The sequence below is a fragment of the Dactylosporangium sp. NPDC051484 genome, assembly GCF_040689395.1.
Taxonomy (GTDB): Bacteria; Actinomycetota; Actinomycetes; order Mycobacteriales; family Micromonosporaceae; genus Dactylosporangium.
Map to the genome: position 1 here is coordinate 159,904 of NZ_JBFAZX010000010.1, position 25,397 is coordinate 185,300.

The 25,397-nt window shown below is 71.0% G+C and carries 29 protein-coding genes; 20 read left to right on the plus strand and 9 right to left on the minus strand.

The genetic code is table 11. The features are described from left to right. Nucleotides 1-90: 90 nt before the first annotated feature. The 8 genes from AB0367_RS19335 (at nucleotide 91) to nadC (ending at nucleotide 6,597) form a co-directional block, all read left to right on the plus strand. Entirely contained in the window at nucleotides 91-999 is a 909-nt protein-coding gene (locus AB0367_RS19335; protein ID WP_366227695.1) for a Rossmann-like and DUF2520 domain-containing protein, read from the plus strand. Then, complete coding sequence (panC, locus tag AB0367_RS19340; protein WP_366227696.1) at nucleotides 996-1,805, plus strand: pantoate--beta-alanine ligase; 810 nt, start codon at nucleotides 996-998, stop codon at nucleotides 1,803-1,805. Before AB0367_RS19335 ends, panC begins: the two co-directional genes overlap by 4 nt. Beyond that, complete coding sequence (gene panD, locus AB0367_RS19345; RefSeq protein ID WP_366227697.1) at nucleotides 1,802-2,224, plus strand: aspartate 1-decarboxylase; 423 nt, start codon at nucleotides 1,802-1,804, stop codon at nucleotides 2,222-2,224. Before panC ends, panD begins: the two co-directional genes overlap by 4 nt. Before the next feature lie 146 nt (nucleotides 2,225-2,370). Next, nucleotides 2,371-3,276: a septum formation family protein gene (locus tag AB0367_RS19350; protein WP_366227698.1), complete on the plus strand. Its 906-nt coding sequence runs from the start codon at nucleotides 2,371-2,373 to the stop codon at nucleotides 3,274-3,276. 62 nt (nucleotides 3,277-3,338) lie between these two features. Further along, entirely contained in the window at nucleotides 3,339-3,554 is a 216-nt protein-coding gene (locus AB0367_RS19355; protein ID WP_366227699.1) for a hypothetical protein, read from the plus strand. A 133-nt stretch (nucleotides 3,555-3,687) separates the two neighbouring features. Continuing rightward, a complete protein-coding gene (locus tag AB0367_RS19360; protein ID WP_366227700.1) occupies nucleotides 3,688-3,954 on the plus strand; it encodes a hypothetical protein in 267 nt (88 codons plus the stop codon). Between the two features lie 119 nt (nucleotides 3,955-4,073). After that, complete coding sequence (locus AB0367_RS19365) at nucleotides 4,074-5,711, plus strand: L-aspartate oxidase (protein ID WP_366227701.1); 1,638 nt, start codon at nucleotides 4,074-4,076, stop codon at nucleotides 5,709-5,711. Nucleotides 5,712-5,718: 7 nt separating this feature from the next. Further along, nucleotides 5,719-6,597, plus strand: coding sequence for a carboxylating nicotinate-nucleotide diphosphorylase (gene nadC / locus AB0367_RS19370; RefSeq protein ID WP_366227702.1), 879 nt, complete (start codon nucleotides 5,719-5,721; stop codon nucleotides 6,595-6,597). 34 nt (nucleotides 6,598-6,631) lie between these two features. Here the strand turns inward: nadC and AB0367_RS19375 are convergent, their stop codons facing one another. Then, the gene (locus AB0367_RS19375; protein ID WP_366227703.1) at nucleotides 6,632-6,775 is read right to left on the minus strand and encodes a hypothetical protein; all 144 of its coding nucleotides are present in this window, start codon (nucleotides 6,773-6,775) and stop codon (nucleotides 6,632-6,634) included. A gap of 58 nt (nucleotides 6,776-6,833) precedes the next feature. Between AB0367_RS19375 and AB0367_RS19380 the strand changes: the two genes are divergently transcribed. Beyond that, a complete protein-coding gene (locus AB0367_RS19380) occupies nucleotides 6,834-7,595 on the plus strand; it encodes a type III pantothenate kinase (protein WP_366227704.1) in 762 nt (253 codons plus the stop codon). Here AB0367_RS19380 and AB0367_RS19385 read toward each other — a convergent pair. Both AB0367_RS19385 and AB0367_RS19390 read right to left on the minus strand, forming a co-directional pair. Then, the gene (locus tag AB0367_RS19385; protein WP_366227705.1) at nucleotides 7,592-8,107 is read right to left on the minus strand and encodes a methyltransferase domain-containing protein; all 516 of its coding nucleotides are present in this window, start codon (nucleotides 8,105-8,107) and stop codon (nucleotides 7,592-7,594) included. The two genes, AB0367_RS19380 and AB0367_RS19385, sit on opposite strands and share 4 nt — an antisense overlap. After that, a complete protein-coding gene (locus AB0367_RS19390) occupies nucleotides 8,041-8,313 on the minus strand; it encodes a hypothetical protein (RefSeq protein WP_366227706.1) in 273 nt (90 codons plus the stop codon). The genes AB0367_RS19385 and AB0367_RS19390 overlap by 67 nt, the downstream gene beginning before the upstream one ends. Before the next feature lie 353 nt (nucleotides 8,314-8,666). Here AB0367_RS19390 and AB0367_RS19395 point away from each other — a divergent pair, with 353 nt between their 5' ends. The 3 genes from AB0367_RS19395 (at nucleotide 8,667) to AB0367_RS19405 (ending at nucleotide 13,062) form a co-directional block, all read left to right on the plus strand. Beyond that, nucleotides 8,667-9,023 carry an Lsr2 family protein gene (locus tag AB0367_RS19395; RefSeq protein ID WP_350546334.1) on the plus strand — a complete coding sequence of 119 codons (357 nt, stop codon included), beginning with the start codon at nucleotides 8,667-8,669 and terminating at the stop codon, nucleotides 9,021-9,023. A gap of 420 nt (nucleotides 9,024-9,443) precedes the next feature. After that, the gene (locus AB0367_RS19400) at nucleotides 9,444-11,981 is read left to right on the plus strand and encodes an ATP-dependent Clp protease ATP-binding subunit (RefSeq protein ID WP_366227707.1); all 2,538 of its coding nucleotides are present in this window, start codon (nucleotides 9,444-9,446) and stop codon (nucleotides 11,979-11,981) included. Between the two features lie 199 nt (nucleotides 11,982-12,180). Next, complete coding sequence (locus AB0367_RS19405; protein WP_366227708.1) at nucleotides 12,181-13,062, plus strand: hypothetical protein; 882 nt, start codon at nucleotides 12,181-12,183, stop codon at nucleotides 13,060-13,062. A 7-nt stretch (nucleotides 13,063-13,069) separates the two neighbouring features. Here the strand turns inward: AB0367_RS19405 and AB0367_RS19410 are convergent, their stop codons facing one another. Next, nucleotides 13,070-14,017 carry a polysaccharide deacetylase family protein gene (locus AB0367_RS19410; RefSeq protein WP_366227710.1) on the minus strand — a complete coding sequence of 316 codons (948 nt, stop codon included), beginning with the start codon at nucleotides 14,015-14,017 and terminating at the stop codon, nucleotides 13,070-13,072. 90 nt (nucleotides 14,018-14,107) lie between these two features. Then, a complete protein-coding gene (locus tag AB0367_RS19415) occupies nucleotides 14,108-14,995 on the minus strand; it encodes an A/G-specific adenine glycosylase (protein WP_366227761.1) in 888 nt (295 codons plus the stop codon). A gap of 16 nt (nucleotides 14,996-15,011) precedes the next feature. Between AB0367_RS19415 and AB0367_RS19420 the strand changes: the two genes are divergently transcribed. The 4 genes from AB0367_RS19420 to disA all read left to right on the plus strand — a co-directional run bounded on the left by AB0367_RS19420 (nucleotide 15,012) and on the right by disA (nucleotide 18,155). After that, entirely contained in the window at nucleotides 15,012-15,521 is a 510-nt protein-coding gene (locus AB0367_RS19420; RefSeq protein ID WP_366227711.1) for an ACT domain-containing protein, read from the plus strand. Continuing rightward, on the plus strand, nucleotides 15,518-16,027 hold the full coding sequence (locus AB0367_RS19425; RefSeq protein ID WP_366227713.1) for a peptide deformylase: 510 nt from the start codon (nucleotides 15,518-15,520) through the stop codon (nucleotides 16,025-16,027). Before AB0367_RS19420 ends, AB0367_RS19425 begins: the two co-directional genes overlap by 4 nt. Nucleotides 16,028-16,087: 60 nt before the next feature. Further along, entirely contained in the window at nucleotides 16,088-16,771 is a 684-nt protein-coding gene (locus tag AB0367_RS19430) for a hypothetical protein (RefSeq protein WP_366227714.1), read from the plus strand. Nucleotides 16,772-17,102: 331 nt separating this feature from the next. Continuing rightward, nucleotides 17,103-18,155, plus strand: coding sequence for a DNA integrity scanning diadenylate cyclase DisA (gene disA, locus AB0367_RS19435; RefSeq protein ID WP_366227762.1), 1,053 nt, complete (start codon nucleotides 17,103-17,105; stop codon nucleotides 18,153-18,155). A gap of 28 nt (nucleotides 18,156-18,183) precedes the next feature. Here the strand turns inward: disA and radA are convergent, their stop codons facing one another. The 3 genes from radA to AB0367_RS19450 form a co-directional block, all read right to left on the minus strand. Further along, a complete protein-coding gene (gene radA / locus AB0367_RS19440) occupies nucleotides 18,184-19,587 on the minus strand; it encodes a DNA repair protein RadA (RefSeq protein WP_366227715.1) in 1,404 nt (467 codons plus the stop codon). A gap of 64 nt (nucleotides 19,588-19,651) precedes the next feature. Further along, nucleotides 19,652-20,356, minus strand: a complete 705-nt coding sequence (locus AB0367_RS19445; protein WP_366227716.1) for a hypothetical protein — start codon at nucleotides 20,354-20,356, stop codon at nucleotides 19,652-19,654. 86 nt (nucleotides 20,357-20,442) lie between these two features. Then, nucleotides 20,443-21,264 (minus strand): UbiA family prenyltransferase, encoded by an 822-nt coding sequence (locus AB0367_RS19450; RefSeq protein WP_366227717.1) that lies wholly within the window; start codon nucleotides 21,262-21,264, stop codon nucleotides 20,443-20,445. Between the two features lie 46 nt (nucleotides 21,265-21,310). Here AB0367_RS19450 and AB0367_RS19455 point away from each other — a divergent pair, with 46 nt between their 5' ends. Next, complete coding sequence (locus tag AB0367_RS19455) at nucleotides 21,311-22,021, plus strand: methyltransferase domain-containing protein (protein ID WP_366227718.1); 711 nt, start codon at nucleotides 21,311-21,313, stop codon at nucleotides 22,019-22,021. A 20-nt stretch (nucleotides 22,022-22,041) separates the two neighbouring features. Then, nucleotides 22,042-23,058, plus strand: a complete 1,017-nt coding sequence (locus AB0367_RS19460; protein ID WP_366227764.1) for a type III polyketide synthase — start codon at nucleotides 22,042-22,044, stop codon at nucleotides 23,056-23,058. On the opposite strand, the gene AB0367_RS19465 is transcribed toward AB0367_RS19460, so the two are convergent. Next, on the minus strand, nucleotides 23,047-23,565 hold the full coding sequence (locus AB0367_RS19465; protein ID WP_366227719.1) for a hypothetical protein: 519 nt from the start codon (nucleotides 23,563-23,565) through the stop codon (nucleotides 23,047-23,049). The genes AB0367_RS19460 and AB0367_RS19465 overlap by 12 nt on opposite strands. A gap of 602 nt (nucleotides 23,566-24,167) precedes the next feature. Between AB0367_RS19465 and AB0367_RS19470 the strand changes: the two genes are divergently transcribed. Next, nucleotides 24,168-24,653: a CarD family transcriptional regulator gene (locus AB0367_RS19470; RefSeq protein ID WP_344617800.1), complete on the plus strand. Its 486-nt coding sequence runs from the start codon at nucleotides 24,168-24,170 to the stop codon at nucleotides 24,651-24,653. A gap of 39 nt (nucleotides 24,654-24,692) precedes the next feature. Further along, nucleotides 24,693-25,376, plus strand: a complete 684-nt coding sequence (gene ispD / locus AB0367_RS19475; RefSeq protein ID WP_366227720.1) for a 2-C-methyl-D-erythritol 4-phosphate cytidylyltransferase — start codon at nucleotides 24,693-24,695, stop codon at nucleotides 25,374-25,376. The last annotated feature ends 21 nt before the right edge of the window (nucleotides 25,377-25,397 follow it).

Below are 25,397 nucleotides of genomic sequence, written 5' to 3' on the forward strand. Positions count from 1 at the left end.
TGACAATCCCACAACGGCTGTCCGCTTTGCCCGCTGCGGCGCATACTTCTGATCGACCGGTACCCCGCTGAAGAGGACTGGATCCTTCGGATGAACAGTGCTGTGAACAGGCAAAACATCGGCATCATCGGTGCCGGTCGAGTAGGCGCGGTGCTCGGCGCCGCGCTCGAGCGAGCCGGGCACACCGTGGTCGCCGCGACGGGCGTCTCCGCCGCCTCCAAGTCCCGCGCCGAGCGCCTGCTGCCGCACGCCCGCCTCCTGCCCGCCGACGAGGTCGCCGCCGCCGCGGACCTCGTGCTGCTGGCGGTCCCCGACGATGTCCTCGCCGGCCTGGTCAAGGGCCTGGCCGAGACCGGCGCGCTGCGCCAGAGGGGATCCGGCCAGGTCGTCGCGCACACCTCCGGCGCGCACGGCCTGGCGGTGCTCGCCCCGGTCGCCGCAGCCGGCGCCCGGCCGCTGGCGCTGCACCCGGCCATGACGTTCACCGGCACCGAGGCCGACCTCGACCGGCTCGCAGCCGGCGTCTCCTTCGGCGTGACCGCCCCCGACGATCTGCGGGGCATGGCCGAGTCGCTGGTCGCCGACCTGCACGGCGTCGTCGAGTGGATCGCTGAGGAGCGGCGGCCGTTGTATCACGCCGCGCTCGCTCACGGCGCCAACCACCTGGCCACCCTCGTCAGCGAGGCGATGGACCGGCTGCGCGACGCCGGCGTGCAGGAGCCCGAGCGGGTCCTGGCGCCGCTGCTGGGTGCCGCGCTCGACAACACGCTGCGCCTCGGCGACGCCGCGATCACCGGCCCGGTCTCCCGCGGCGACGCCGGCACCGTGGCCAAGCACCTGCGAGCCCTCGACGCCGTCGCGCCCGGGTCCGTGCCGCCGTATCTGGCGCTGGCCCGGCGTACCGCCGACCGGGTCATCGCCGCCGGCCGGCTGCGCCCGATCGACGCCGAGCCGATGCTGGACATCCTGCGCGACGCGGCCAAGGAGCGTGCCGCGTGAAGGTCGTCTCCACCCGTCCGCAGCTGCGGGAGGGGCGCGCCGCGCTGACCGGGGACGTCGCCGTGGTGATGACCATGGGCGCGCTGCACTCCGGGCACGAGGCCCTGCTGCGCCAGGCCCGCGCGGCGGCCGGCTCGGTCCTGCTCACCATCTTCGTCAACCCGTTGCAGTTCGGCCCCACCGAGGACTTCGAGCGCTATCCGCGCACGCTGGAGGCCGACCTCCAGATGGCCCGCGACTGCGGCGTGGATCTGGTCTTCGCCCCGTCGCGCGAGGTCGTGTACCCGTCCGGCGAGCCCGCTGTGCGCGTCGACCCCGGCCCGCTCGGCGTCGTGCTGGAGGGCGCCAGCCGGCCCGGCTTCTTCCACGGGGTGCTCACCGTGGTCAACAAGCTGTTCCAGCTGACGCGGCCCGACCAGGCGTACTTCGGCGAAAAGGACTATCAGCAGCTCGGCCTGATCCGGGCGATGGTCCGCGACTTCGACCTGCCGATCGACGTGCGCGGCGTGCCGACCGTGCGCGAACCCGACGGCCTGGCCCTGAGCAGCCGAAACCGCTACCTGGCCCCGGCCGAGCGGGAGGCGGCACTGGTCCTGCACCGCGCGCTGCGGGCGGCCGCGGCAGCGGGGGACGTCGAGGCGGGCCTGGCCGAGTTCGCCAAGGTCCCCGAGGTCAAGCTCGACTACCTGGTGCTCACCGACCCGATGCTCGGGCCCGCGCCGCAGCACGGCCCGGCCCGGCTCCTGACCGCCGCCTGGGCGGGCGGCACGCGACTGATCGACAACCTTGGAGTGGACCTGCCGTGATCCGCACGATGCTCAAGTCGAAGATCCACCGGGCCACGGTGACCCAGGCCGACCTGCACTACGTCGGGTCCGTGACCGTCGACGAGGACCTCATGGACGCCGCCGACCTGCTCGCCGGAGAGCAGGTCGCGATCGTCGACATCACCAACGGGGCGCGGCTGGAGACGTATGTGATCGCCGGGCCGCGCGGCAGCGGCGTCATCGGCATCAACGGCGCCGCCGCTCACCTGGTGCACCCGGGCGACCTGGTCATCCTGATCTCGTACGCCCAGCTCGACGACGCCGCCGCCCGCGCTTACCAACCCCGGATCGTGCACGTCGACGCCGACAACCGCGTGATCTCGCTCGACCACGACGCGGCCGGCGCGGTGCCCGGCATGGTGGGTTCTCCCGTCCGAGGAGACCTCGTTCGGGGGTAGCCGCCTTTTGTCGCCTTCGTAGCCTTTTCCGTGGTGTTGCCAATCCCGTCTATGGTTGGGCAGACTGCCTGCGCCCGGTCCGGCTCTTGCCCGACCGGCGCCTGGACAACGGATGGCACCGCCCAGCCCGGGGAGGACAGACGAGGATGGCGCGCAAGCTGATCTCGGCGCTGGTGCCGGCGATGGCCCTGGCCCTGCTGGCCGGTTGTGGCGCGCCTGCCGGCACGGACAAGGACCTCATCGACGACTGGCAGATGCTCGCCGCGCCGAAGGTGCCCTCCCCGCCGGTCAACGCCTGCTACACCACCTCCGTCGAGTACTTCACGACCGACACCACCACGCTGTTCTCCTTCAAGCCGGTCGACTCGTGCTCGGTCTCGCACGCGAGCGAGACCTTCTACGTCGGCGACCTCACCGGCAGCGCGGCCAGCGGCACCACCCCGCCGAAGGGCCAGGCGCTCAAGGACGGCTGGACCAAGTGCGCGACCGAGGCCGAGCAGTTCCTCGGCGGCGACTACCGCGACGGCCGGCTGGAGCTGCTGGTCCTGGTCCCGTCCTCGACGCAGTGGGCCAGTGGCGCCCGCTATCTGCGATGTGACCTGGCCGAGGTGGTCAGCGACGCCGATAAGCCGGTCAACCGCACCGGCAGCCTCAAGGGCGCGCTGACGGGAGACAAGCCGCTCGCGCTGACCTGCGCGATGGAGGTCTACGACACCGACGGCAAGACGTGGCTGGACTACACGCCGGCGGCGTGCACGAGCTCGCACAACATCGAGTACGTCGGGACGTACACCTCGACGGACCGCCCGTTCCCGGGCAACGCCGATGAGCGCAAGACCGCGATCCGCCCGGGCTGTGAGGCGCTGGGCGCGAAGTATCTGGGGATGACCGCCTCGCAGCTCACCAACCACCAGCAGGTCGGCATCGGCTTCTGGATGGTCGACGAGGAGAACTGGAACCGGGGCAACCGCTCGGCGCGCTGCTTCGCGATGCTGTTCGACAAGAAGATGGTGTCGCGCTCCATCAAGGACGTCGGCAGCGGCACGATCTAGTGCCGCCTCGCGTGCCTGAGTGCGACTGGACAGTTACCGACGGGTAACGCAGACTGCTGCTCATGAAGCGGGTGGCCTTCATCGTCGTGGTCGTGGCCCTGCTCGGCGGCGGCGTGTACTGGATGTACGAGCGCGGACAGGGCCGGCACATCCCGAGCGTCCCGCCGGGCCGGTGCGCCGAAGGCCGGGACCTGCTACCAGGTCGACGCCAGCGGGGCCAAGGCGGCGCGGCCGTGGGCCGGCGACCCGGTCGACTGCGCCGGTGCGCACACCGTTGAGCTGTTCCACATCGGCCAGGTCGGCAAGGACCTGCTGCGCCGCCTCGACGGCGCGAAGGGCGACGATGTCAGGATCACCCAGGCGCTGCTCTACGTCGGGTGCTCCGAAACCCACGATGGTGAGTACTCGAGCGTGTACACGATCGCCCCGCCGGAGGCCCCGTTCGACGAGGCGGCCGTGAAGTCGGCGACGGCGAAGGGTTGCACGACGATCGGCCTCAAGTACCTGGGCCTGCCGGAGAACGGCTCGCGGGAGGACCTGGCGCCGGGCTCGGTCGGCCCGAAGACGGCGCCGGACTGGCTGGGCGGCGACCAGGCGTTCGCCTGCTACCTGATGAGCCCCAAGCCACTGAAGGCCACGGTGCGTGGCATCGGCTCGGCCCCGCTCCCATCGGCCTGACGGTCCGTAACCTACGCGGGGCCTGTGGCACTGGTGGCGTTACCGAGCGTGAGTGACGCATACGGGATGGCGACGAGCATCACCACCCGACATCCGTATGCGTGATGTTGACTGTAGGGATGACTCTAGGCTTGAACGGGCCGATCGTGCCGCGCCGGCTTGCTGGGCCACAGCCTGGGTGGGCCGAGCCGACCGACGTCGTCGTCATCGGATCCGGGGTGGCGGGGCTGACCGCCGCGCTCCACCTCCGTGAGGCCGGGCTGCACGTCACCGTCGTGACCAAGGTCAACATCGATGACGGGTCGACGCGATGGGCGCAGGGTGGGATCGCCGCCGTGCTCGATCCGGTCGATACGCCCGAGGCGCACGCGCAGGACACGCTCGTCGCCGGGGTCGGGCTCTGCGACCCGGCGGCCGTGGACGTGCTCGTGCGCGAGGGGCCGACGCGGGTGCGTGAGCTGATCCGCTGGGGCGCCGAGTTCGACCGTAACACCGACGGCTCGCTCATGCTGACGCGCGAGGGCGGGCACCACGCCAGCCGCATCATCCACGCGGGCGGCGACGCCACCGGGGCCGAGGTGCAGCGCGCGCTGCACGCCGCCGTGCACCGCGACCCATGGATCCGCCTCATCGAACACGCGCTCGTGCTGGACCTGCTGACCGACGCCGACGGGCGGGCCTGCGGGGTGACCCTGCACGTGCTGGGCGAGGGGGCCGAGGACGGCGTCGGCGCGGTCATGGCGCGGGCGGTCGTGCTCGCCACCGGGGGCATGGGGCAGATCTTCGCCGCCACCACCAACCCGATCGTGTCGACCGGTGACGGCGTCGCGCTCGCGCTGCGAGCCGGGGCGAGGGTCACCGACATCGAGTTCGTGCAGTTCCACCCGACCGCGCTGGCCCTGGGCAACCGCGACTCCCAGCAGCCGCTGGTGAGCGAGGCGCTGCGGGGCGAGGGCGCGTATCTGCGCGACGGCGACGGCAACCGCTTCATGGTCGGCCGGCACGAGCTCGCCGAGCTGGCGCCGCGTGACGTCGTGGCCAAGGGCATCTACCGGGTCATGCGTGCCGAGGGTGCGGACAACGTATGGCTGGACGCGCGGCACCTGGGCCGCGAGTTTCTCGAGGCGCGCTTCCCGACGATCGTGGCGTCCTGCCGTGCCGCGGGCGTCGACCCGGCCGCCGACCTGATCCCGGTGTCGCCGGCCGCGCACTACGCGTCGGGCGGCGTGCGGACCGACCTGCGCGGGCGGACGTCGATCCCGGGGCTGTACGCCTGCGGAGAGGTCGCCTGCACCGGCGTCCACGGCGCGAACCGGCTGGCGTCCAACTCGCTGCTGGAGGGGCTGGTCTTCGCCCGGCGCATCGCCGAGGACATCGCCCGCGATCTGCCCCGGCAGACGGACCCGGCCACCCCGGAGCGCTCCGCCTGGTCCGCGGACCCGTCGATCCGGGCGCACCTGCAGGCCGCGATGTCGGCGCACGCGTCGGTGCTGCGCAGCGCCGAGTCGCTCGACCAGGCCGGGCAGGCGCTCACGAAGCTGTCGCTGGACCGGGCGACCCCAAACGTGGCCGCCTGGGAGGCCACCAACCTGCTCACTGTCGCCAGTGCCTTGGTCGCCGCCGCAACGCAGCGGCAGGAGACCCGGGGCTGCCACTGGCGGGAGGACTTTCCCGACGCCAGCGACGTCTACCGGGGCCACTTCCTCGCCGCCCTTGACGACGCCGGCGCGCTGACCGAGACCTGGGAGGATGCGTGAAGACGCAGTGAGGATCCAGACCGAGGCCGAGCTTCGCAAGGTGGGGCTCGACCCCGCAGCCGTGGATGAGATCGTTCGGCGGACCCTGGCCGAGGATCTCGGGCCCGAGGGCCTGGACGTGACCAGCGTGGCGACCATTGCGGAAGACCAGACCGACGAGGCCGACATCGTGGCCCGGGCCGACGGCGTGGTGGCCGGCCTGTGGGTGGCGGTGGCGGTGTTCGAGACGGTGTCCGGCGCTACGACCGCGGAAGTGAAGAAGCGGGACGGGGAGCGGGTGGCCCGTGGTGATGTGCTGGCCACGGTGAGTGGGCCCACCCGGGCGCTGCTCACCGCCGAGCGCTCCGCCCTCAACCTGCTGTGCCGCCTGTCCGGCGTCGCCACCCACACCCGCCGCTGGGCGGACCTGCTGGATGGCACCAAGGCGCTGGTCCTCGACACCCGCAAGACCACGCCGGGCCTGCGGGTCCTGGAGAAGTACGCGGTGCGGGCGGGTGGCGGCACCAACAAGCGCATGGGGCTCTACGACGTCGCCATGATCAAGGACAACCACAAGCTGGCGGCGGGCGGGATCACGGCCGCGTACGAGCGCGTTCGTGAGGTGTTCCCGGACGTGCCGGTGCAGGTGGAGGTCACCACGGTCGGCGAGGCCGTCGAGGCGGTGACGGCCGGCGCGACGTTCCTGCTGCTGGACAACATGCGGCCGGAGCTGCTGCGCGAGGTGGTCAGCGCGGTCGGCGGGCGGGCGGAGCTGGAGGCGACGGGCAACCTGTCCCTGGCCACGGCCGCGGAGTACGCGGCGACCGGCGTCGACTACCTGTCGGTCGGCGGTCTCACCCACTCCTCGCCGATCCTGGACATCGCGATGGACCTGCGGTTGCACTGAGTGACGGTGCTTTGACGGGCCGGAAGGGCCGTCGTCACGAACCGGTCGATGCGGTTGTACCGCCGATCCTGCGGCACGATGCGCCGGCACAGCCGCTGGGGTGGATGACCGCATCGACCGTCGTGACGAACGTGGCCTCCGGCAGCAGGACGAGCGGCGTTCGGGTGTTCAGGATCATTGACACATGATCATCGGCACGTGATCGCGATTGAACGGTCGTTGGTTAGGCTTCCAGGGTGCTGCTGTGCATCGACATCGGAAACACCAACACGGTGCTCGCCACCTTCGAGGGTGAGAAGATCGTCCACTCGTGGCGGATCAAGACCGACGCCCGCGCGACCGCGGACGAGCTCGGCCTGCTCTACCGGGGGTTGCTGGCCACCGACGCCGTGTCCCTGACCGGCATCGCGGCGTGCTCCACGGTCCCCGCCGCGCTGCGCTCGTTGCGCTCGATGCTGCAGCGGTACTACGGGAACGTGCCAACCGTGATCGTGGAACCCGGCGTGCGCACCGGGGTCCAGCTCGCCATCGACAACCCGAAAGAGGTCGGCACCGACCGGGTGGCGAACACCCTGGCGGCGTACACCCTCTACGGTGGCCCCTCGATCGTCGTGGACTTCGGCACCTCGACCAACTTCGACGTGGTTTCCGCGCGGGGCGAGTTCCTGGGCGGGGTCCTCGCCCCGGGCATCGAGATCTCCGTGGACGCGCTGGCCGGACGCGCCGCGCAGCTGCGCAAGGTCGAGCTGGTCAAGCCGCCGCGGGTGATCGGCAAGAACACGGTCGAGTGCCTGCAGTCCGGCGTGGTGTACGGCTTCGCGGGCCAGGTCGACGGGGTGGTGCGCGGGGTGACCGCGGAGCTCGGCGGCAACGTCAAGGCGGTCGTCGCCACCGGCGGGCTGGCGTCGATCGTGATCGGGGAGTGCCAGAGTGTGACGCATCACGAGCCGATGCTCACGCTGATCGGTCTGCGCCTGATATTCGAGCGCAACACCTAGACCTTCGCGGCGCGGTACGTATATGTGACATAGGGCAGGTCGAAGCGCTCCTGTTCGCCGAATGTGCGCGAGGCCAGCTCGCGGACCCGCCGCTCAAGCGCGGCGCGGGTGCCGGCGTCGGAGACGAGGTAAAAGGAGCGGGACCGGATCAGCTCGACGAGGGAATCGGCCGTGTGCGTCGTGCTCCAGTGGAAAAGGCGCAGGTCCGCGGCGGCGAATAGGGGTCCGAACTGGTCCGGGGTCAGATGGCGCTCGTCGATGACCGAGCGGGCCCGGTGGCCGTCGAACACCTCGGACAGCTCGGCCACCCACGGCACCGACTCGTCGCGCACGTTCCAGATCGGCACGAAGAAGCCGCCGGGGCGCAGCACGCGGGCGATCTCGGTGTGGGCGGGTTCGCCGGCGAACCAGTGATATGCCTGCCCGGCGGTGATGGCGTTCTGCGTCACATCGCCGACCGGAATTGTGGTGGCGTTGCCGGCCCGGGCATCGCCGCCGATCTGCCGGCGCATTTCGTCGTCCGGCTCGACCGCGATGACGCGGTGGCCCAGTTCGGCCAGCTGGGGGTCAGAATGCCGGTGCCGGCGCCCAGGTCGACAATGGCGCGCGGCTCGTCGCCGAGCGCCCAGCGCAGCGCCGCCTCCGGATAGCGCGGGCGGATTCGGTCGTACAGGGCGGCGGCCGCGCCGAACGAGGACGCGTGTTTTGCGAAGTCCACGGCCCAACCGTACGTGCGAGCCGAATTTTGCTCGTCCCGTGTTGCGGTTGCTAGATGACACTGCACTTCGTCACACATAGCAATGTGGCAGACACGGATCTGTACGAGCGCATTGCTTGCGGGCTATTTCCGACGCGCTGACCTGCCGGGTGGCATTCCGTGCATCCGTGGCGGTGGTCGGCGGCGGCATGGCACGGAATCGATCGCGATCGCCTTCGCGCGCCGGAAACGGTCCGTTTTCTTCTGGTGCGGGCGGGGTAGTTTCGGCGTACCGTTGACGGAGCGCGGCCATACTGCGTTATCTTTGCTTTCGCACATCGCGGGGGGCGGGCTTCCTCGAAAGGAATACGACAGTGGCCAAGCGGACCATCCACGTGCTGGTCGACGACCTCGACGGCGGAGAAGCCGACGAGACGGTGAAGTTCGCGCTCGACGGCGTGCAGTACGAGATCGACCTGTCCAAGAAGAACGCAACGAAGCTGCGCGATGCGTTCGGACCGTTCCTGACCGCTGGGACCAAGGTGGGGCGGGGTGGCGTCGTTGTCGGCGGGCGCGCGGCCAGCGCGCGCGGCCGGGGTGGTGCCGCCGCGGATCGCGAGCAGAACAAGGCGATTCGGGAATGGGCTCAGAACAAGGGCATCAAGGTGTCCGACCGGGGTCGCATCAAGCAGGAAATCGTGGACCGTTTTAACGCCGAAGCGGGCCGATAGCCCCCGTTGACCGTTTCGTCCGAAGCGGTCTGCTAAGTGGACGTTTAGGCTAAGCTGTACGATTTCAGAGATCTCAGACACCCACCGTAGCGAGTCGGTTACGGTGGGTGTCCGGCGTTCGGCACCCGATTTCGCTCTTGGCGTACCGGCCGCAGCGCTGGAACAGCCCAGGAGATGCCAACGTTGGGCAGAAGCACCGGGTACACGCGGTTCCCGGAGGGTAGGCAACCAGAGGTCGTGGGTTCCGGCGCCCGAATGCGGGGTGCGGCGACGTCGCACACCCCGCAATGTGTCGGCCCGCGGCGATAGAGTGATGGCACGGTCACGTTGGCGTCCGACAGAGCTTCGGCGTGGCGACCCCGGTCGACGGGGGTCCCGCGTAGAAGCGGCGGCGACGGACACGGCACGTGAGGAGCAGGGATGTTCGAGCGGTTCACCGACCGAGCACGAAGGGTTGTCGTCCTGGCGCAGGAAGAAGCCCGGATGCTCAACCACAACTACATCGGCACCGAGCACATCCTGCTCGGCCTCATCCACGAGGGTGAGGGCGTGGCGGCCAAGGCGCTCGAGAGCCTCGGCATTTCGCTGGAGGGTGTCCGCCAGCAGGTCGAGGAGATCATCGGCCAGGGCCAGCAGGCGCCGAGCGGACACATTCCGTTCACGCCACGCGCCAAGAAGGTGCTGGAGCTGTCGTTGCGGGAGGCGCTGCAGCTCGGGCACAACTACATCGGCACCGAACACATCCTGCTCGGCCTGATCCGGGAGGGTGAGGGCGTCGCCGCCCAGGTGCTGGTCAAGCTGGGCGCTGACCTCAACCGGGTCCGCCAGCAGGTCATCCAGCTGCTCTCCGGCTACCAGGGCAAGGAGCCGGCCGCCGCCGGCACCGGTGCTCCCGGCGAGGCTGCCCCGTCGACGAGCCTGGTGCTCGACCAGTTCGGTCGAAACCTCACCCAGGCGGCGCGCGAGGGCAAGCTCGACCCGGTCATCGGCCGGGAGAAGGAGATCGAGCGGGTCATGCAGGTGCTGTCCCGCCGCACCAAGAACAACCCGGTCCTCATCGGCGAGCCCGGCGTGGGTAAGACCGCCGTGGTCGAGGGGCTGTCCCAGCGGATCGTCAAGGGCGAGGTGCCTGAGACGCTCAAGGACAAGCAGCTCTACACGCTGGACCTGGGCGCCCTGGTCGCCGGCTCCCGCTACCGCGGCGACTTCGAGGAGCGGCTGAAGAAGGTCCTCAAGGAGATCCGCACCCGCGGCGACATCATCCTGTTCATCGACGAGATCCACACGCTCGTCGGTGCGGGTGCCGCAGAGGGCGCGATCGACGCGGCGAGCATCCTCAAGCCGATGCTGGCCCGTGGCGAGCTGCAGACCATCGGCGCGACCACGCTGGACGAATACCGCAAGCACCTCGAGAAGGACGCGGCGCTGGAGCGGCGCTTCCAGCCGATCCAGGTGGGTGAGCCGTCGCTGGCGCACACCATCGAGATCCTCAAGGGCCTGCGGGACCGCTACGAGGCACACCACCGGGTGACGATCACCGACGCCGCCCTGGTGGCCGCGGCGACCCTTGCCGACCGCTACATCTCCGACCGCTACCTGCCGGACAAGGCGATCGACCTGATCGACGAGGCCGGCGCGCGGATGCGCATCCGCCGCATGACCGCTCCGCCAGACCTGCGTGACTTCGACGAGCGCATCGCTCAGGTGCGCCGCGACAAGGAGTCCGCCATCGACGCGCAGGACTTCGAGCGCGCCGCACAGCTGCGCGACAAGGAGAAGCAGCTGCTCGGCCAGAAGGCGCAGCGCGAGAAGGAGTGGAAGGCCGGCGACCTCGACGTCGTCTCCGAGGTCGACGACGAGCAGATCGCCGAGGTGCTGGCCAACTGGACCGGCATCCCGGTGTACAAGCTGACCGAGGAGGAGACGGCCCGCCTCCTGCGCATGGAGGACGAGCTGCACAAGCGCCTCGTCGGCCAGGAGGACGCGGTCAGGGCGGTCTCGAAGGCGATCCGGCGCACCCGGGCCGGCCTGAAGGACCCGAAGCGCCCGTCCGGCTCGTTCATCTTCGCCGGCCCGTCCGGCGTCGGGAAGACGGAGCTGTCCAAGGCACTCGCCGAGTTCCTCTTCGGGTCCGAGGACGCGCTCATCCAGCTCGACATGTCCGAGTTCCACGACCGGTACACGGTGTCCCGCCTCGTTGGCGCGCCTCCCGGTTACGTCGGCTACGACGAGGGCGGCCAGCTGACCGAGAAGGTCCGCCGCCGGCCGTTCTCGGTGGTCCTCTTCGACGAGATCGAGAAGGCCCACCCGGACGTGTTCAACACCCTGCTGCAGATCCTCGAGGACGGTCGGCTCACCGACGGTCAGGGTCGCATCGTGGACTTCAAGAACACGGTGATCATCCTGACCACCAACCTGGGCACCCGCGACGTGGCCAAGGCCGTGTCCCTGGGCTTCCAGGCGTCGGAGGACACCGAGTCCAACTACGAGCGGATGAAGCAGAAGGTCAACGACGAGCTGAAGCAGCACTTCCGCCCGGAGTTCCTCAACCGTATCGACGACACGATCGTCTTCCACCAGCTCAACCAGGACCAGATCCTCGGCATCGTCGACCTGATGATCGCCCGGATCGAGACCCAGCTCCGCAACAAGGACATGGGTCTGGAGCTGACGGACAACGCCAAGAAGTTCCTGGCCAACAAGGGCTACGACCCGGTGCTGGGCGCGCGGCCGCTGCGCCGCACGATCCAGCGCGAGATCGAGGACTCCCTGTCCGAGCGCATCCTGTTCAACGAGCTGCGTCCGGGCCAGATCGTGGTCATCGACTGCGAGGGCGACCCGGCCCAGTTCGAGAAGGCCAAGCTGGTCTTCAACGGCGCCGAACGCCCGGGCGCGGTGCCCGACGCGGTCCCGGCCGAGCTGGCCGGCGGCGGCTCCGCCGACGAGCCGGCCGCGTAGCGACTGACGAGCCGTGCGGCGGGTCATTCCCCGCCGCACGGCTCACGACAGGCCCTCGTCCCACATCGGGACGGGGGCCTTTTCGTGTCGTGTTCCGTGTCGTCTTCGTGGTCGCCGCATTGCCCGTGCGGTGTGACGAGGGAGGGGGCGAGGGTACGCGGGGTGCGTTTGCCGAGTGAGTGGCGGGTATGTTGCGCGGGTGAGTAAGGATCGCCCCTCGTTCGGGTCCGGACGATTCGGGCGGCGGTCCGGTGCGCGGCCGATCCCGCGGCCCGCGCTGATGGGCCGGCTCGACGCCGCGGACGGCATGATCGTCCTCGTCGGCGGGGTGGGTGCCGGGAAGAGCACTCTGCTGGACGCCTGGGTGGCCGCCCGGGGCGGGGCGATGGTCGACCTCGCCGGCGGCGATCAGGGCGAATGGGAGTTCGGCGAGGAGAGCCCGGCCGAATGGGAAACCGGCGGGGTGCTCGCCATCGACGGGGTCACCGCGGCGGACGGACCGGGGCTGGAGTGGCTGGCCGGGCGGCGCGGGGTCGTCGTTGCCGCCGAGGAGGATCCGGGGATCGATGGGGTTGAGCGGATCTCGGCGCGGGAGCTGGCGTTTGCCGAGGACGAGACGTACCAGGTGCTGGCAGGGGCGTTCGGGGATGCCGAGGCGGCCGATGCGCTCGCACCCGATCTCCATCTGCTGACCAATGGGTGGCCGGGGCTCGTCGCGCTGGCGGGGGCGTGGTTGGCGCAGCATCCGGACGGGGAGCGGCAGCAGTGGCTGCGGACGCTGGCCCGGGTCGAGCGGGGACTCGCCGAGTACCTCGTGCCGGCCGTGCTCGCCGGGCTCGGCGGCGGCGACCGGGAGGTCGTGCGGCGGCTCACGCGGCTGCCCGCCCTGGACGCGCGGCTCGCCGATCAGCTCGACATCACCGAGGACCTCAGGGCGGTGCCGCCGTTCGTGCAGGAGCTGGCGCGCAGGCCGGGGTGGTTCGCGGTGCCGGACGGGTGGCGGGCCGCGATCGCGAGCGAGATGCCGTTGCCGGTGGCCGAGGTCGCGGCGCTGCGCTCGGCCTACACAGCCGCCATGTAGCACCCGACTACGCGGCCGGCATGTAGTCGGTCAGCAGCGCCGGGGTCAGGCCGGCGGCGGAGATCGCCTGGAGCGCGGCGATGAAGTCGTCGACGAAGCGGGTGCGGAAGTGCATCAGGATGATGTCGCCCTTCTGGATGGTGTGACCCTCCTGGTAGCGCACGGTGCCTTTGTCGACGGTCTCCTTCCAGAAGAAGCCCGCCCGCAGGCCGCAGTCGTGCGCGACCTTCAGCGTGGTCGCGTCCTTGTCGCCGAAGGGCGGGCGGAACAGGGTCGGGCGCTTGCCGTACAGGGTGGCGAGCTGGTCGGCCGAGCCGCAGATCTCGCGCTTCTGGAAGGCATACGACTTGCCCTTGAGCTCGGGGTGCGTGACGGTGTGGGCCTGGATGTCGGCGCCGGCGTCGCGCAGCTGCTGGAAATAGCCCGGGTTGTCCTTGATGGCGTTGATGGTGAGGAACAGCGTCACCTTCACGCCGGATTCCCGCAGCAGCTCGAGGGCCTCGGGGCGCTTGACCCAGCCGTCGTCAATGGTGAGGAACGCCACCGGCTGGTCGGTCGGGATGCGGGCGTAGTACGCGGCGCTGGCCTCCTCGGGGAGGTCGATGCGCTGCGGCACCGGCGGCTGGCCGAACTTGGGCAGGCGGTCCGCGTAGGCGTTGCCGGTCGGCGGTGTGGAGGTGCCGGGCTCGGACGGTGTGGGCTTGCCCGCCGGGGAGCCGCTGCGGGACGGCTGCGGCGACCGGGATCCGCCGGGATCGCCGGAGCCACCTGGGTCGCGGGGGTCGTCGCCGCCGGTCGACGGGGTGGCCGTGCCGTGGGCCGAGACCGCTGGGGCGGCGCCGTTGGACTGGCTGCGGCTGGAGACCTTGTCGTCGCAGGCGGCGACCGCGACGGCCAGCGCGACGCACGCGCCGATCATCGCCACGATCCGGCGATTTCTGGCGGAAACAAGCACGAAAGTGAGCGTAGCGAGAACGTGCCGGGATTTGAGTACCCGATCAGGGTATGCGTCCTGATGAATAAGGCCACCCGTCCGGGCGGCAACCTAACCGGGCAGGGTGAACGTCTCCTCACGCTGCCTGACCAGGCCGTCGGCGAGCAGGCCGTCGAGCGCCCGGCGCCGCTGCTGCGCGTCCGGCCAGACGGCGTCGAGGCGCGGCGCCGGGACCGGGTCGTCGCTGGCCCGCAGCACGGCCATGAGCAGGCCGCGAACGTATCGGTCCGTCCCGTGGTACCGCTGCGAGCGCCGAGCGGGGCCGTCCGGCGGCGGCGACCCGGCCAGGCGCCACGCGCAGACCGCGGTCACGGGGCACTCGTCGCACCGGGGCGCCCGGGCCGTGCAGACGACGGCGCCGAGCTCCATGAAGGCTACCGAGGCGCGGGCCGCCGCCTCATCGTCCTCCGGCAACAGCGCCTCGACGGCGCGCAGGTCGGCCGGGGTCGTGGCGGCGCCGCCGTCGGCCGTTCCGGCGACGGCGCGCGCGACGACCCGGCGCACGTTGGTGTCCACGACGGGGTGGCGGCGGCGAAACGCGAACGCAGCGACGGCACGGGCCGTGTATGTGCCGATGCCGGGCAGCGCCAGCAGCGCCTCCACGTCCTGGGGGACCTCGCCGTCGTGCCGTTCGACGATTGCGGTGGCGCACGCGTGCAGGCGCAGGGCGCGGCGCGGGTAGCCGAGCCGGTCCCATGCGCGGATCGCCTCGCCGGGCGGGTCGGCGGCCAGGTGCGCCGGCGTCGGCCAGCGCTCCATCCACCGCTGCCACGCCGGCTCGACCCGCGACACCTGGGTCTGCTGGAGCATGACTTCGGAGACGAGCACGCCCCACGGGGAGGTGCCTTGCTGGCGCCAGGCCAGGTCGCGGGCATGTTCGTCGTACCACCGCGTGACCGTGGACGCGATGGTGGTCTGTGTGTTCCGGTTGGAGGCGATACGCAAGGATAGGACGGTGAACGAGTACGCTGTCACGGTCATCGGCCACGACCGGCCCGGCATCATCGCCGACGTTGCCGAGATCCTCGCCCGGCTGGGCCTCAACGTCACCGACTCGACCATGACCAGGCTGCGCGGCCACTTCGCGATGACGCTGGTGTGCTCCGGCCCGCCGGTCGCCGAGGAGATCGAGGTGGCGCTGGAGCCGCTGACCGCGGACCGCACGCTGCTCGTGACGGTGCGTGGGGTCATGGAGGAGCCGGTGCACGAGCCGACCGGTAGCCACCACATCATCACGCTGCACGGCGCGGACCAGCTCGGCATCGTGGCCACGCTCGCTCGCACCGTCGCCGAGGCCGGCGGCAACATCACCGACCTGACCACGCGGCTGTCTGGGGCGCTGTATGTGGTTGTCGCCGAGGTCGACGCCGCCGACCCGGCCGCGTTGGAGGTCGCCCTGAGCGCGGCCGCGCAGCACCTCGGTGTCGAGGTGACGCTGCGCCCGGCCGACGCGGATCTGCTGTGACGGGGGTCGTCCTGCCGGTGTTACGGGCGCCCGCCGCGGTCCTGGGCAACCCGGGCGAGCCGGTCGACCCGACCGCACCGGAGATCCTTCAGCTCGCCGAGGACCTGCTGGCGACCATGCGGGTGTCGCCGGGTTGCGTCGGGCTGGCCGCGCCGCAGGTCGGCGTGAGCGCGCAGGTCTTCGCCGTGGACGTCACCGGCCACCCGAAGGCGCGCACGGTGCGCGGCGCGTTCGTGCTGTGCAACGCGCGGATCGTGGAGGCCTCGCAGTGGCAGAAGGGGCGGGAGGGCTGTATGTCGGTGCCCGACCTCACCGGCGACGTGAAGCGGGCCAACCGGCTCGTGGTGGCGGGATACGAGCCGGGCGGTACCGAGGAGATCGAGATCGTCACCGACGCGTTCGAGGCCAGGGCCCTGCAGCACGAGATCGACCATTGCGCGGGGTTGTTGTTCCTCGATCGTGTCGCCGGGGCGCACGCCGTCTACGCCCGCAAGGTCTACCTTTGAGCGCTCCTCACGGCGTGCCGCCACGATCACGAGCCGTTCACCCGATACGGTGACGGCATCATGAAGCTGACCGTTGGCCCGCTGCCTGCCGGCGTCTACTGGCGGCGCCGAGCGATCATCGGCGGGGTGATCGTCGTCGCCTCGCTCGTCCTGTGGGTCTCCTGCGGCGGCGGCGGCGATCCCAACGACAAGAAGACCTCGGCGCCGGCGTCGGGCGAACCGGCGACGTCCTCCACGGCGGAGCCGACGATCACCATCCAGGTCCCGACGACCGGCGAGCCGCCGGCGTCCTCGGCGGCGCCCCCGGCGTCCTCAGCGTCGGCGGTCGCGGCCTCCTCGTCCGCGCCGCAGCCCGCCGTGCCCGCGTGCACTGACGCCGACCTGTCGCTCGTCGCCTCGCCCGAGCAGGCGGTGCAGTTCCGCGGCGCCTACCTGAGGTTCACGCTCAAGATCAAGAACATCACGTCGCACGACTGCGCCAGGGACATCGGCGCCGATGCCCAGGAGTTGTACCTGCAGGCCGGCACCGTCAAGGTGTGGTCCTCCGACGCCTGCGACGCCCCGCACGGCAGCCAGATGGCGGTGCTGAAGCCGAACATCGAGATGTCGTACACCAGTAACTGGAACGGCAAGGCCACGAACAACGGCTGCGCCAACCGGGAGGCGCCGCCGGCCGGCAAGTACGAGCTCGTGGGCCGCCTCGACACCAAGCTCAGCCAGCCGGTCCAGGTGCAGCTGACCTGAGGGCTTCCCCGGGTTGCCGGGGGCCAGGGTCCGGTCGGGCGCGAACGCGGCCGGTGCGGCGAGCTGGCCGTCGGCACGCGAGCCGAGCGTCCGGATTTCGCCGCCACTCGATCCGCTCCGGCCCGGCCACCGGCGGAAACCCTCGAAATCAACCACCGCCCATCGTGGACGGCGTCCGGCCCCTCTGCGGGCCGGGCCGATACCGCGCCAGCGCCGGATGTCCGATCGTCCGTAGACTGTGCAGGTGCCGATTGACCGCGAGCCCGGCAGGGGCGGCGCCAACACCGGCCTCATCGGGGGCTGGGCCGCTGCCCTGCCCGGCGCCGACCCCATGCGCGCCACCCTTGCCCTGATGGCCCCGGGCACCGTGCTGCGCGAGGGCTTGGAGCGCATCCTGCGTGGCCGGACCGGCGCCCTGATCGTGCTCGGCCACGACCGCGTCGTCGAGCAGATCTGCACCGGCGGCTTCCCCCTCGACGTCGAGTTCTCCGCGACGCGCCTGCGCGAGCTGTGCAAGATGGACGGCGCGGTCGTCCTGTCGAGCGACGGCACCAGAATCGTCCGCGCGGCGGTTCACCTCATGCCCGACTCGACCATCCCGTCCGAGGAATCCGGCACCCGCCACCGCACCGCCGAGCGCGTCGCGAAGCAGACCGGCTATCCGGTGATCTCGGTCAGCCAGTCGATGCGGATCATCGGCCTCTACGTCAACGGCCAGCGCCACGTCCTGGACGACTCGGCCGCGATCCTGTCCAAGGCCAATCAGGCCCTGGCCACGCTGGAGCGCTACAAGCTGCGCCTGGACGAGGTCAGCGGCACCCTGTCGGCGCTGGAGATCGAGGACCTGGTGACGGTCCGCGACGCCGTGGCCGTGGTCCAGCGCCTGGAGATGGTCCGCCGCATCGCTGACGAGATCGCCGGCTACGTGGTAGAACTCGGCACGGACGGCCGCCTGCTGGCCCTCCAGCTCGAGGAGCTGATGGCCGGCGTCGAGGCCGACCGCACCCTGGTCATCCGCGACTACCTGCCCACGGGCCGCCGCACCCGCTCGTCGGACGACGCCCTGGAAGAGCTCGACGCCCTCTCGGCCACAGAACTGATCGACCTGGTGGCCGTGGCGAAGTCGTTGGGCTACCCCGGCGCGAGCGACGCCCTGGACGCCGGCGTCTCCCCGCGGGGCTTCCGCCTGCTGGCCAAGGTCCCGAGGCTCCCGACCTTGGTGGTCGACCGCCTGGTGGAGCATTTCGGCAGCCTGCAGCGCCTGCTGGGCGCCACGGTGGAGGACCTGCTGGCCGTGGAGGGCGTGGGCGACGTGAGGGCACGGGGCGTGCGGGAGGGCCTGTCGAGGCTGGCGGAGGCCTCAATCCTGGAGCGCTACGTCTAAGGGGTTCACCCCGCGCCGGTCCCGGGTTTCAGACCTCCTCGGCAGTCGCCTTCACCGCATAGTGCAACGCGGTCCGGACGTCGTTGACCTCCAGCACTCGCATCCCCGGGGGAGTGACGCCGGTGGCCGCCGGTCCGCAGCCCGGTGGCACCAGCGCGAATCGGAACCCCAGCCGGGCCGCCTCCGCCAGTCGCCGCGGCACGGCGCCCACCCGCCGCACCTCCCCGGTCAGACCTACCTCCCCGAGCGCCACGAGATCCGGCGGCATCGGCAGTTCGTGCGCGGCCGAGGCCGCCGCCAGGGCCAGTGCGAGGTCCGCGGCCGGCTCCGTGACCCGCAGCCCGCCGACGGTCGCCGCGTAGACCTCCCGGTCGTGCAGCTGGATCCCGGCCCGCCGTTGCAGCACCGCGAGCACCATCGCGAGCCGCGCCGAGTCGAGGCCGCTCACCGTGCGCCGCGGCGAGCCCGGCATCTGGGCGCCGATGAGGGTCTGCACCTCGGTGACGAGCGCCCGGCGGCCCTCCATGGCCACGCAGACGCATGTGCCGGAGACGGCGTCGGCGTAGCGGGTGAGGAACAGGCCGCTCGGATCGGGCAGGCTGGTGATGCCGCCCTCGTGCATCTCGAAGCAGCCGACCTCATCGGCGGCGCCGAAGCGGTTCTTCAGGCCGCGCACCATCCGCAGCGAGGAGTGCTTGTCGCCCTCGAAGTTGAGGACCACATCGACGAGGTGCTCCAGCACGCGCGGGCCGGCGACGTTGCCGTCTTTGGTGACGTGGCCCACGAGGACGGTGGCCAGGCCGCGCTCCTTGGCGATGGCGACGAGGGCGGCGGTGACCGCGCGGACCTGCGTGACACCCCCGGCCACGCCGTCGACGCCGGGCGCGGAGACGGTCTGCACCGAGTCGAGGATCAGCAGGCCGGGCTTGACCGCGTCGAGGTGGCCCAGGACCGCGGAGAGGTCGGTCTCGGAGGCGAGATAGAGCCGCTCGTGCAGGGCGCCGATGCGCTCGGCGCGCAGCCGGACCTGGCTCGTCGACTCCTCGCCGCTGATCATCAGGGATGGGCTTTCGCCCTGCATCGCCCACTGCTGGGCCACGTCGAGCAGCAGGGTCGACTTGCCGACGCCGGGCTCCCCGGCGAGCAGGACCACGCCGCCGGGGACGATGCCGCCGCCGAGGACCCGGTCGAACTCGCCGACGCCGGTCGGGCGGGCCTTGGCGGGCGCGGCGCTGATCTCGGCGATCGGGCGGGCCGGCTCGAGTGGGGCGCGGGACGGCACGGCGCGCAGGGCCGCCGGGCCGGTGACGGCGGTGCCGGCGAGCTCGAGGATCGCGCCCCACTCACCGCACTCGGGACACCGGCCCATCCACTTCGCCGGCCGGTGCCCGCAGACGTCGCACTGATAGATCGCGCCCTTGGTCTTCGTCACACCCCGAAACTAGCGGATGGGTCTGACAAAAAAGCGCTGACAGAAGGCGCCGATAGAAACGCGCTCACTCGTGGTGCACGACGGAGCTGGGCTTCGGCAGCGGGGTGAGTGGCGTGGTCATCGGCAGGTTGGGCACGGTGATCGTGGTGGTCTTGCCGTCGGCGTAGGTGAAGGTGAACACCACGTTCTTCAGCGAGTCGCCGGACCGCAGCGGCTGGCCGGTGAGCTTGTCGACGGCGAGATACGTGCCGCTTTCCCGGGTGAGCACCGCGATGCCGTTGACCGGGATCGTGACGGCGATGTTCGACGAGCCGGCCGAGGTCGGCGCCAGGGCCTCGGGGGCCTCGGCCTCGGACGACGACGAAGCGTGGCCGGACGGCTTCTTCGAGCCGGAGGCGGACGGGGCCGCGGCGGCTGCTGCGGCCGCCGGCTTGGCGCCGCCGACGAGGACGACCGAGCCGCTGTCGCTGGTCACGCCGGTCAGCTTGACGGTCTGCGTGCTGTTGTTGAACAGCCGGACGTTGATCGGGACGGTGGAGCCGGTCTTGTACTCGGCGGCGTAGGCCACGACGCCGTCGCGCAGCGCGATGTTCCCGTCGGTGCTGTTCACGTTGATGCCCGGCACGGCGGGGACCTGGGTGTCGGTCTGCGTGATCTGGCCCGCACCGCAGGCGGAGAGCAGGCCGACGCCGAGGGCGGCCGTTGCCAAGAGCCCGGCGCGCAGCAGGGTGCGGCGGGCCAGCGCAGAGGCCGGATTCGAACGCGTCACCTTGGTTCCTCCAAATCAAGGGGTGGCCGCATTACAGACTAGATGCCGTTGGTCGGCCGATCACGACCACCCTTGAGCTGGGTGACCTAAGCCAGGTTGAGTCCACTGATCAGCAGAAAGACCACATCGATCAACGCCACCGCGATGACGGACAGGAAGGGTGCGCGGGAGGACGGATCGCGGCTCATGCGGTACCAACCCCAGGAAAGGGCGATGAGCGCGGCCGCGAGGGCCGGCCAGAACAGCACCGGCGGCGGACCCGGCGGCCCGAACGCGAGCGCCGCGGTGGCGGCGAGCAGTAGCACCGCAGCGGCCGCGAGCGACCCCCGCCGGCCCAGCAGGTGTGGCAGGCCGCGAACCCCGGTCCGTGCGTCGTCGTCCAGGTCGGGCAGCGTGTTGACGAAGTGGGCGCCCGCGCCGAGCAGGCCGCCGGCGGCCAGCAGCCACAGCGGCGGCGTCCGGCCCGCCCCGAGCACCACGAACGCGGGCAAGCAGGTGAACGACACGGCGTAGGGCAGCACGGAGACGGGTGTCGATTTGAGCGGCCAGTCGTAGAGCAGAGCGCAGACGAGCGCGAGCGCGGCGACCAGGCCGGCGCGCGGTCCGGACAGGAAGCCCAGCGGCACGCATGCCGCCGCGGCGAGCGCGCCCAGGGTGAACACCAGCCGGCGCGACACCTTCCCGGCCGCGACCGGCTTGTCCGTCCGGCCGTTGACGGCGTCGCGGGGCGCGTCGAGGGCGTCGTTGACCCAACCGATGGACAGCTGGCTGGCCAGGACCGTCGCGGCCGCGGCGACCACGCCGGTCGCCGGTCGTCCGAGGCCGATCGACAGCAGCGCGGCCACCGCCGTGACACCGGCCGCGGGCTCCGGGTGACTCGCCCGAATCAGCGAGATCGCAACCGACATTCGCCAAGTGTGGCCCGCCGGAGGGGTTCCATGTCAGGCTCGTCTCATGCCTTCGCGGCGGCGCGCTCGTAACGATCCCGGTCAGTACGACGATCTGGCCGGCGAGTGGTGGCGTCCCGGCAGCCCGCTGTCGATGCTGTATTGGCTGGCGGGCGCCCGTGCGCGGCTGATCCCGCCGGCTGAGCGGGCCGGGGCGGTGCTGGTCGACCTGGGCTGCGGCGGTGGGCTGCTCGCACCGCACGTGGCCGGCAAGGGGTATACCCACGTCGGCGTCGACCTGATCGTGTCCGGCCTGGAGCAGTCGGCCGCGCACGGCGTCGCGCCGGTGCTCGCCGACGTGCGGCATCTGCCGTTCGCCGACGGCAGCGCCGATGTGGTGAGCGCGGGTGAGCTGCTCGAGCACGTGCCTGACCTGCCGCGGGTGGTCGCCGAGGCGTGCCGGATCCTGCGCCCGGGTGGCTGGCTGGTGCTTGACACCCTCGCCGACACGGCGCTGTGCCGGCTCGTCGCGGTCCATCTCGCCGAGGCGGTGATGCCCGCGGTGCGCGGCATCCACGACCCCGCGCTGTTCGTCGATCCGCGGCGTCTGCAGGCCGAGTGCGCGCGTCACGGGGTGCCGCTGGATGTGCGGGGCATCCGCCCGACCCTGCCCGCCCTGGCCCGCTGGCTGGTGACCCGCCGCGATGCCGTGCCGATCGTGCCGACGTTCTCGACCGCGATCCTCTACCAGGGGCGCGGCAGGAAGGGGAGCCAGTGACGGGTGCCGCCATCGCGGGGATGCATGTGACGTTTCCCGGGCTGATGCGCCAGGACGAGGTGTGGGACGGTTTCTTCCAGCGGCACTACGACGGGCCCCGCCGGGGGCTGGCGAAGCGGATCTTCGCCAATTCGGGCGTGGTCACCCGGCACGGGGCGGTCAACCCCATGGTGGAGGACGCCTCGTCGTGGTCGACCGCCAGGAGGATGAGCCGGTATCTCACCGAGGCCCTCCCTCTGGGCAAGGACGCCGTCGCCGGTGCCCTGGACGCCGCGGGTCTGCGGCCGGCCGAGATCGGGCTCTTCGTGGTGTGCTCGTGCACCGGATACGCCACGCCCGGCCTCGATGTCCTGCTGGCCCGCGACCTCGGTATGGCGGCCGACACGCAGCGGCTGTTCATCGGGCACATGGGCTGCTACGCCGCGCTGCCGGGGCTCGGCGCGGCATCGGACTACGTGGTCTCGCGGGGCCGGCCGGCCGTGCTGCTCTGCCTGGAGCTGACCAGCCTGCACGTCCAGCCGCCGACCGACGATCCGCAGCAGATCGTGGCGCACGCCCTGTTCTCCGACGCCGCGGCGGCGGTCGTGCTGGTCCCGGACGGGACCGGCGCCGGCGTCGCCGACATCGCGGCCGTCACGGACACGGCGACCGCAGACCACATGACCTGGGACGTCACCGACCTCGGGTTTCGCATGGGGCTGTCGCCGAAGGTGCCCGACGTGTTGTCGATCTATGTCGCCGACCTGGTCGGGCGGCTGCTCGCGCCGCGCGGGCTCACCCCGGCCGACGTGGACGGGTGGGCCGTGCATCCGGGTGGGCCGCGGATCCTCGACGTCGTGCGCGATCAGCTCGCACTGCCGGAGTCGGCGCTGGCCGAGTCGCGCGGCACGCTGGCGGAGCACGGCAACTGTTCATCGCCGACGGTACTGCTGATCATCGATGCGCTGCGGCGGCGGGCCGCGGGCGCACCGCGCACGACGGTGGCGCTGGCGTTCGGTCCCGGCCTGACCCTCTACGGGGTGCTGCTACAGCTGTGACAGTTCGGCTCGGAATTCGTCCGGCGAGGTCACCGAGCGGGTCGCCCTGATCACCCGGCCGTCGGCGGCGACCAGCACGACGGAGCTGGTGTGGTCGTTCGTCAGGGCGGGCACCGCGGTGCGCACCGAGTTGTCGGGGTCGGCGAGGGCGCGCACGGTCGCCTTGTCGTTGAGCCCGCTCGGCAGGGTGGGGGCGTGCAGCGCCACGACGAGGACCTTCGCCGTGCTCACCGACCCGGCGACCGCATCCGTGGTGCTGCTGATGAGCTTCTCGCACGTGCAGCCCTCGACGAGCAGGATCACCGCCGGGGTGAGGTCCTTCAGCGCCACCGGCGTGCCGTCGGGGTCTTGCAGGCTGATGCCGGTCAGGGAGGCGGCCACCGCGGGTGCGGAGCGTGAGCCGACGCGGGGCGTGGTCTTGGGGGCGCGCCCGGGCCAGGCCACGGCGAACAGGCTCACCAGCGTCGCGATGACGGCGATCGACATGATCAGCAGCGGTATGACCAAGCCGGGTGAATCATCGGTGGTCCGGCATGCGGGCTCGGGCCGCAGGTGCAGCCGGCGGCGCCAGCGTCGGCGCATTGCGGCGCGACGGAATTGCCGACGGATCGAAGCGCCCTCGTGATCGAGTGCGCCGGCATCGTCGGGAATGATGATCGTTCCCCACTCAGGCGGGAGGTCGGGCAGGCCACCGCCCTCTTGTGGTCGTTCACCACCACCGTTGTCGCCGCGCAGCGTGCCCATCGCTGTTCTCCTCGCACCTGCCTCAACTTTCCCTCACGCGACGGCCGCGCGCCAGGGGGTGACTCCATCGAGATGTGTGCGTATCATCTACGCTCCGCCGCTGGTCATGTCACGGAGAGTGTCCGTGCTGGACGTTCAGTGCGCTTGGGTAGACACTTGCCATAATCAATCGGATATGTCCGACCGCCAGGTCATTTGTGGGTGCTGCGGGTTGTTGATCCGTTACACAGCAGGTTCCATGTTTCCTGTCAAGCGGGAGAAAGGGGACTCACATGTGTTCTGACCTGCGCGAATGCTGCTCTCTACGGTGGGACGACGGCGCGTGACCGTGTTACCCTAGACACAGCGAAAGGGGTTTCGAACCTATGGTTTTCAGTGTCGGCGAGACCGTTGTCTACCCCCACCACGGGGCCGCACTCATCGAGGCAATCGAGACTCGCGTCATCAGGGGCGAGGAGAAGCAATATCTCGTCCTCAGGGTCGCTCAGGGTGACCTGACGGTGCGGGTGCCCGCCGAGAACGCCGAGATCGTCGGCGTGCGGGAGGTGGTAGGCGAGGAAGGCCTGACGAAGGTCTTCGACGTCCTCCGCGCTCCGCACACCGAGGAGCCGACCAACTGGTCGCGGCGGTACAAGGCGAATCTGGAGAAGCTGGCCTCCGGCAATCCGCTCAAGGTCGCTGAGGTCGTGCGCGACCTGTGGCGTCGCGACCGTGAGCGTGGGCTGTCGGCCGGCGAGAAGCGCATGCTCGCCAAGGCTCGCGACATCCTGGTCGGCGAGGTGGCGCTTGCCGAGAAGAGCACCAAGGACGAGGCGGAGACGCTGCTCGACAAGGTGTTGACCGAGGCCTGACATTCCAGCACGACTATCCCTTCGATCGAGGACCGCGACGTGACCGCGCACGCTGCTGTGTGTGGTGACGTCGCGGTCCTCGTGCCTGCGGCCGGTATGGGGGTCCGACTCGGGCCCGGCGGCCCCAAGGCACTCCGCCTTCTGGGCGGCGAGCCGCTGCTCGTGCACGCCGTGCGCCGACTGGCGCTCGCGCCGAGCGTCGGCTGCATCGTGGTCGCGGCGCCGGCCGACGCGGTCCCCTTCGTGGAGGAAATGCTCGCGCCGGTCGCGCCGGTCACCGTCGTGGCGGGCGGGGCGACCCGGCAGGCCTCGGTGGCGGCGGCGCTGGCCGTCGTCCCCGTCGAGTTCGACATCGTGCTGGTGCATGACGCCGCGCGGGCGCTGACCCCACCGGAGCTGGTGGAGTCGGTCGCGGAGGCGGTTCGTGGGGGGCACGGCGCCGTCATACCCGTTCTTCCAGTGGTCGACACCATCAAGCGGGTGTCCGATTCGGGTGTCGTGGTGGACACGGTGGAGCGCTCGTCGCTCCGGGCGGTGCAGACGCCGCAGGGGTTCCGGCGGGATGTGCTCGTGAAGGCCCACGAGGCGGCCGTCGACGAGCACACCGACGACGCGGGGCTCGCGGAGCGGATCGGGGTTGCGGTGCAGACCGTGCCCGGCGCGGAGGCCGCGATGAAGATCACCCGGCCGTTCGACCTGGCCGTGGCATCGCTGCTGCTCTGAAGCTGTGCATGCCGCGGCCCG

Coding starts and splice junctions, on each gene's coding strand:
- AB0367_RS19460 (WP_366227764.1), top strand. CDS start 22,042: ATGCATGTGACGTTTCCCGGGCTGATGCGCCAGGACGAGGTGTGGGAC.
- disA (WP_366227762.1), top strand. CDS start 17,103: ATGCGCGCCACCCTTGCCCTGATGGCCCCGGGCACCGTGCTGCGCGAG.
- AB0367_RS19350 (WP_366227698.1), top strand. CDS start 2,371: ATGGCGCGCAAGCTGATCTCGGCGCTGGTGCCGGCGATGGCCCTGGCC.
- AB0367_RS19455 (WP_366227718.1), top strand. CDS start 21,311: ATGCCTTCGCGGCGGCGCGCTCGTAACGATCCCGGTCAGTACGACGAT.
- AB0367_RS19335 (WP_366227695.1), top strand. CDS start 91: ATGAACAGTGCTGTGAACAGGCAAAACATCGGCATCATCGGTGCCGGT.
- AB0367_RS19365 (WP_366227701.1), top strand. CDS start 4,074: ATGACTCTAGGCTTGAACGGGCCGATCGTGCCGCGCCGGCTTGCTGGG.
- AB0367_RS19375 (WP_366227703.1), bottom strand. CDS start 6,775: ATGATCCTGAACACCCGAACGCCGCTCGTCCTGCTGCCGGAGGCCACG.
- AB0367_RS19430 (WP_366227714.1), top strand. CDS start 16,088: ATGAAGCTGACCGTTGGCCCGCTGCCTGCCGGCGTCTACTGGCGGCGC.
- AB0367_RS19385 (WP_366227705.1), bottom strand. CDS start 8,107: ATGCGCCGGCAGATCGGCGGCGATGCCCGGGCCGGCAACGCCACCACA.
- AB0367_RS19470 (WP_344617800.1), top strand. CDS start 24,168: ATGGTTTTCAGTGTCGGCGAGACCGTTGTCTACCCCCACCACGGGGCC.
- AB0367_RS19450 (WP_366227717.1), bottom strand. CDS start 21,264: ATGTCGGTTGCGATCTCGCTGATTCGGGCGAGTCACCCGGAGCCCGCG.
- AB0367_RS19400 (WP_366227707.1), top strand. CDS start 9,444: ATGTTCGAGCGGTTCACCGACCGAGCACGAAGGGTTGTCGTCCTGGCG.
- AB0367_RS19355 (WP_366227699.1), top strand. CDS start 3,339: ATGAAGCGGGTGGCCTTCATCGTCGTGGTCGTGGCCCTGCTCGGCGGC.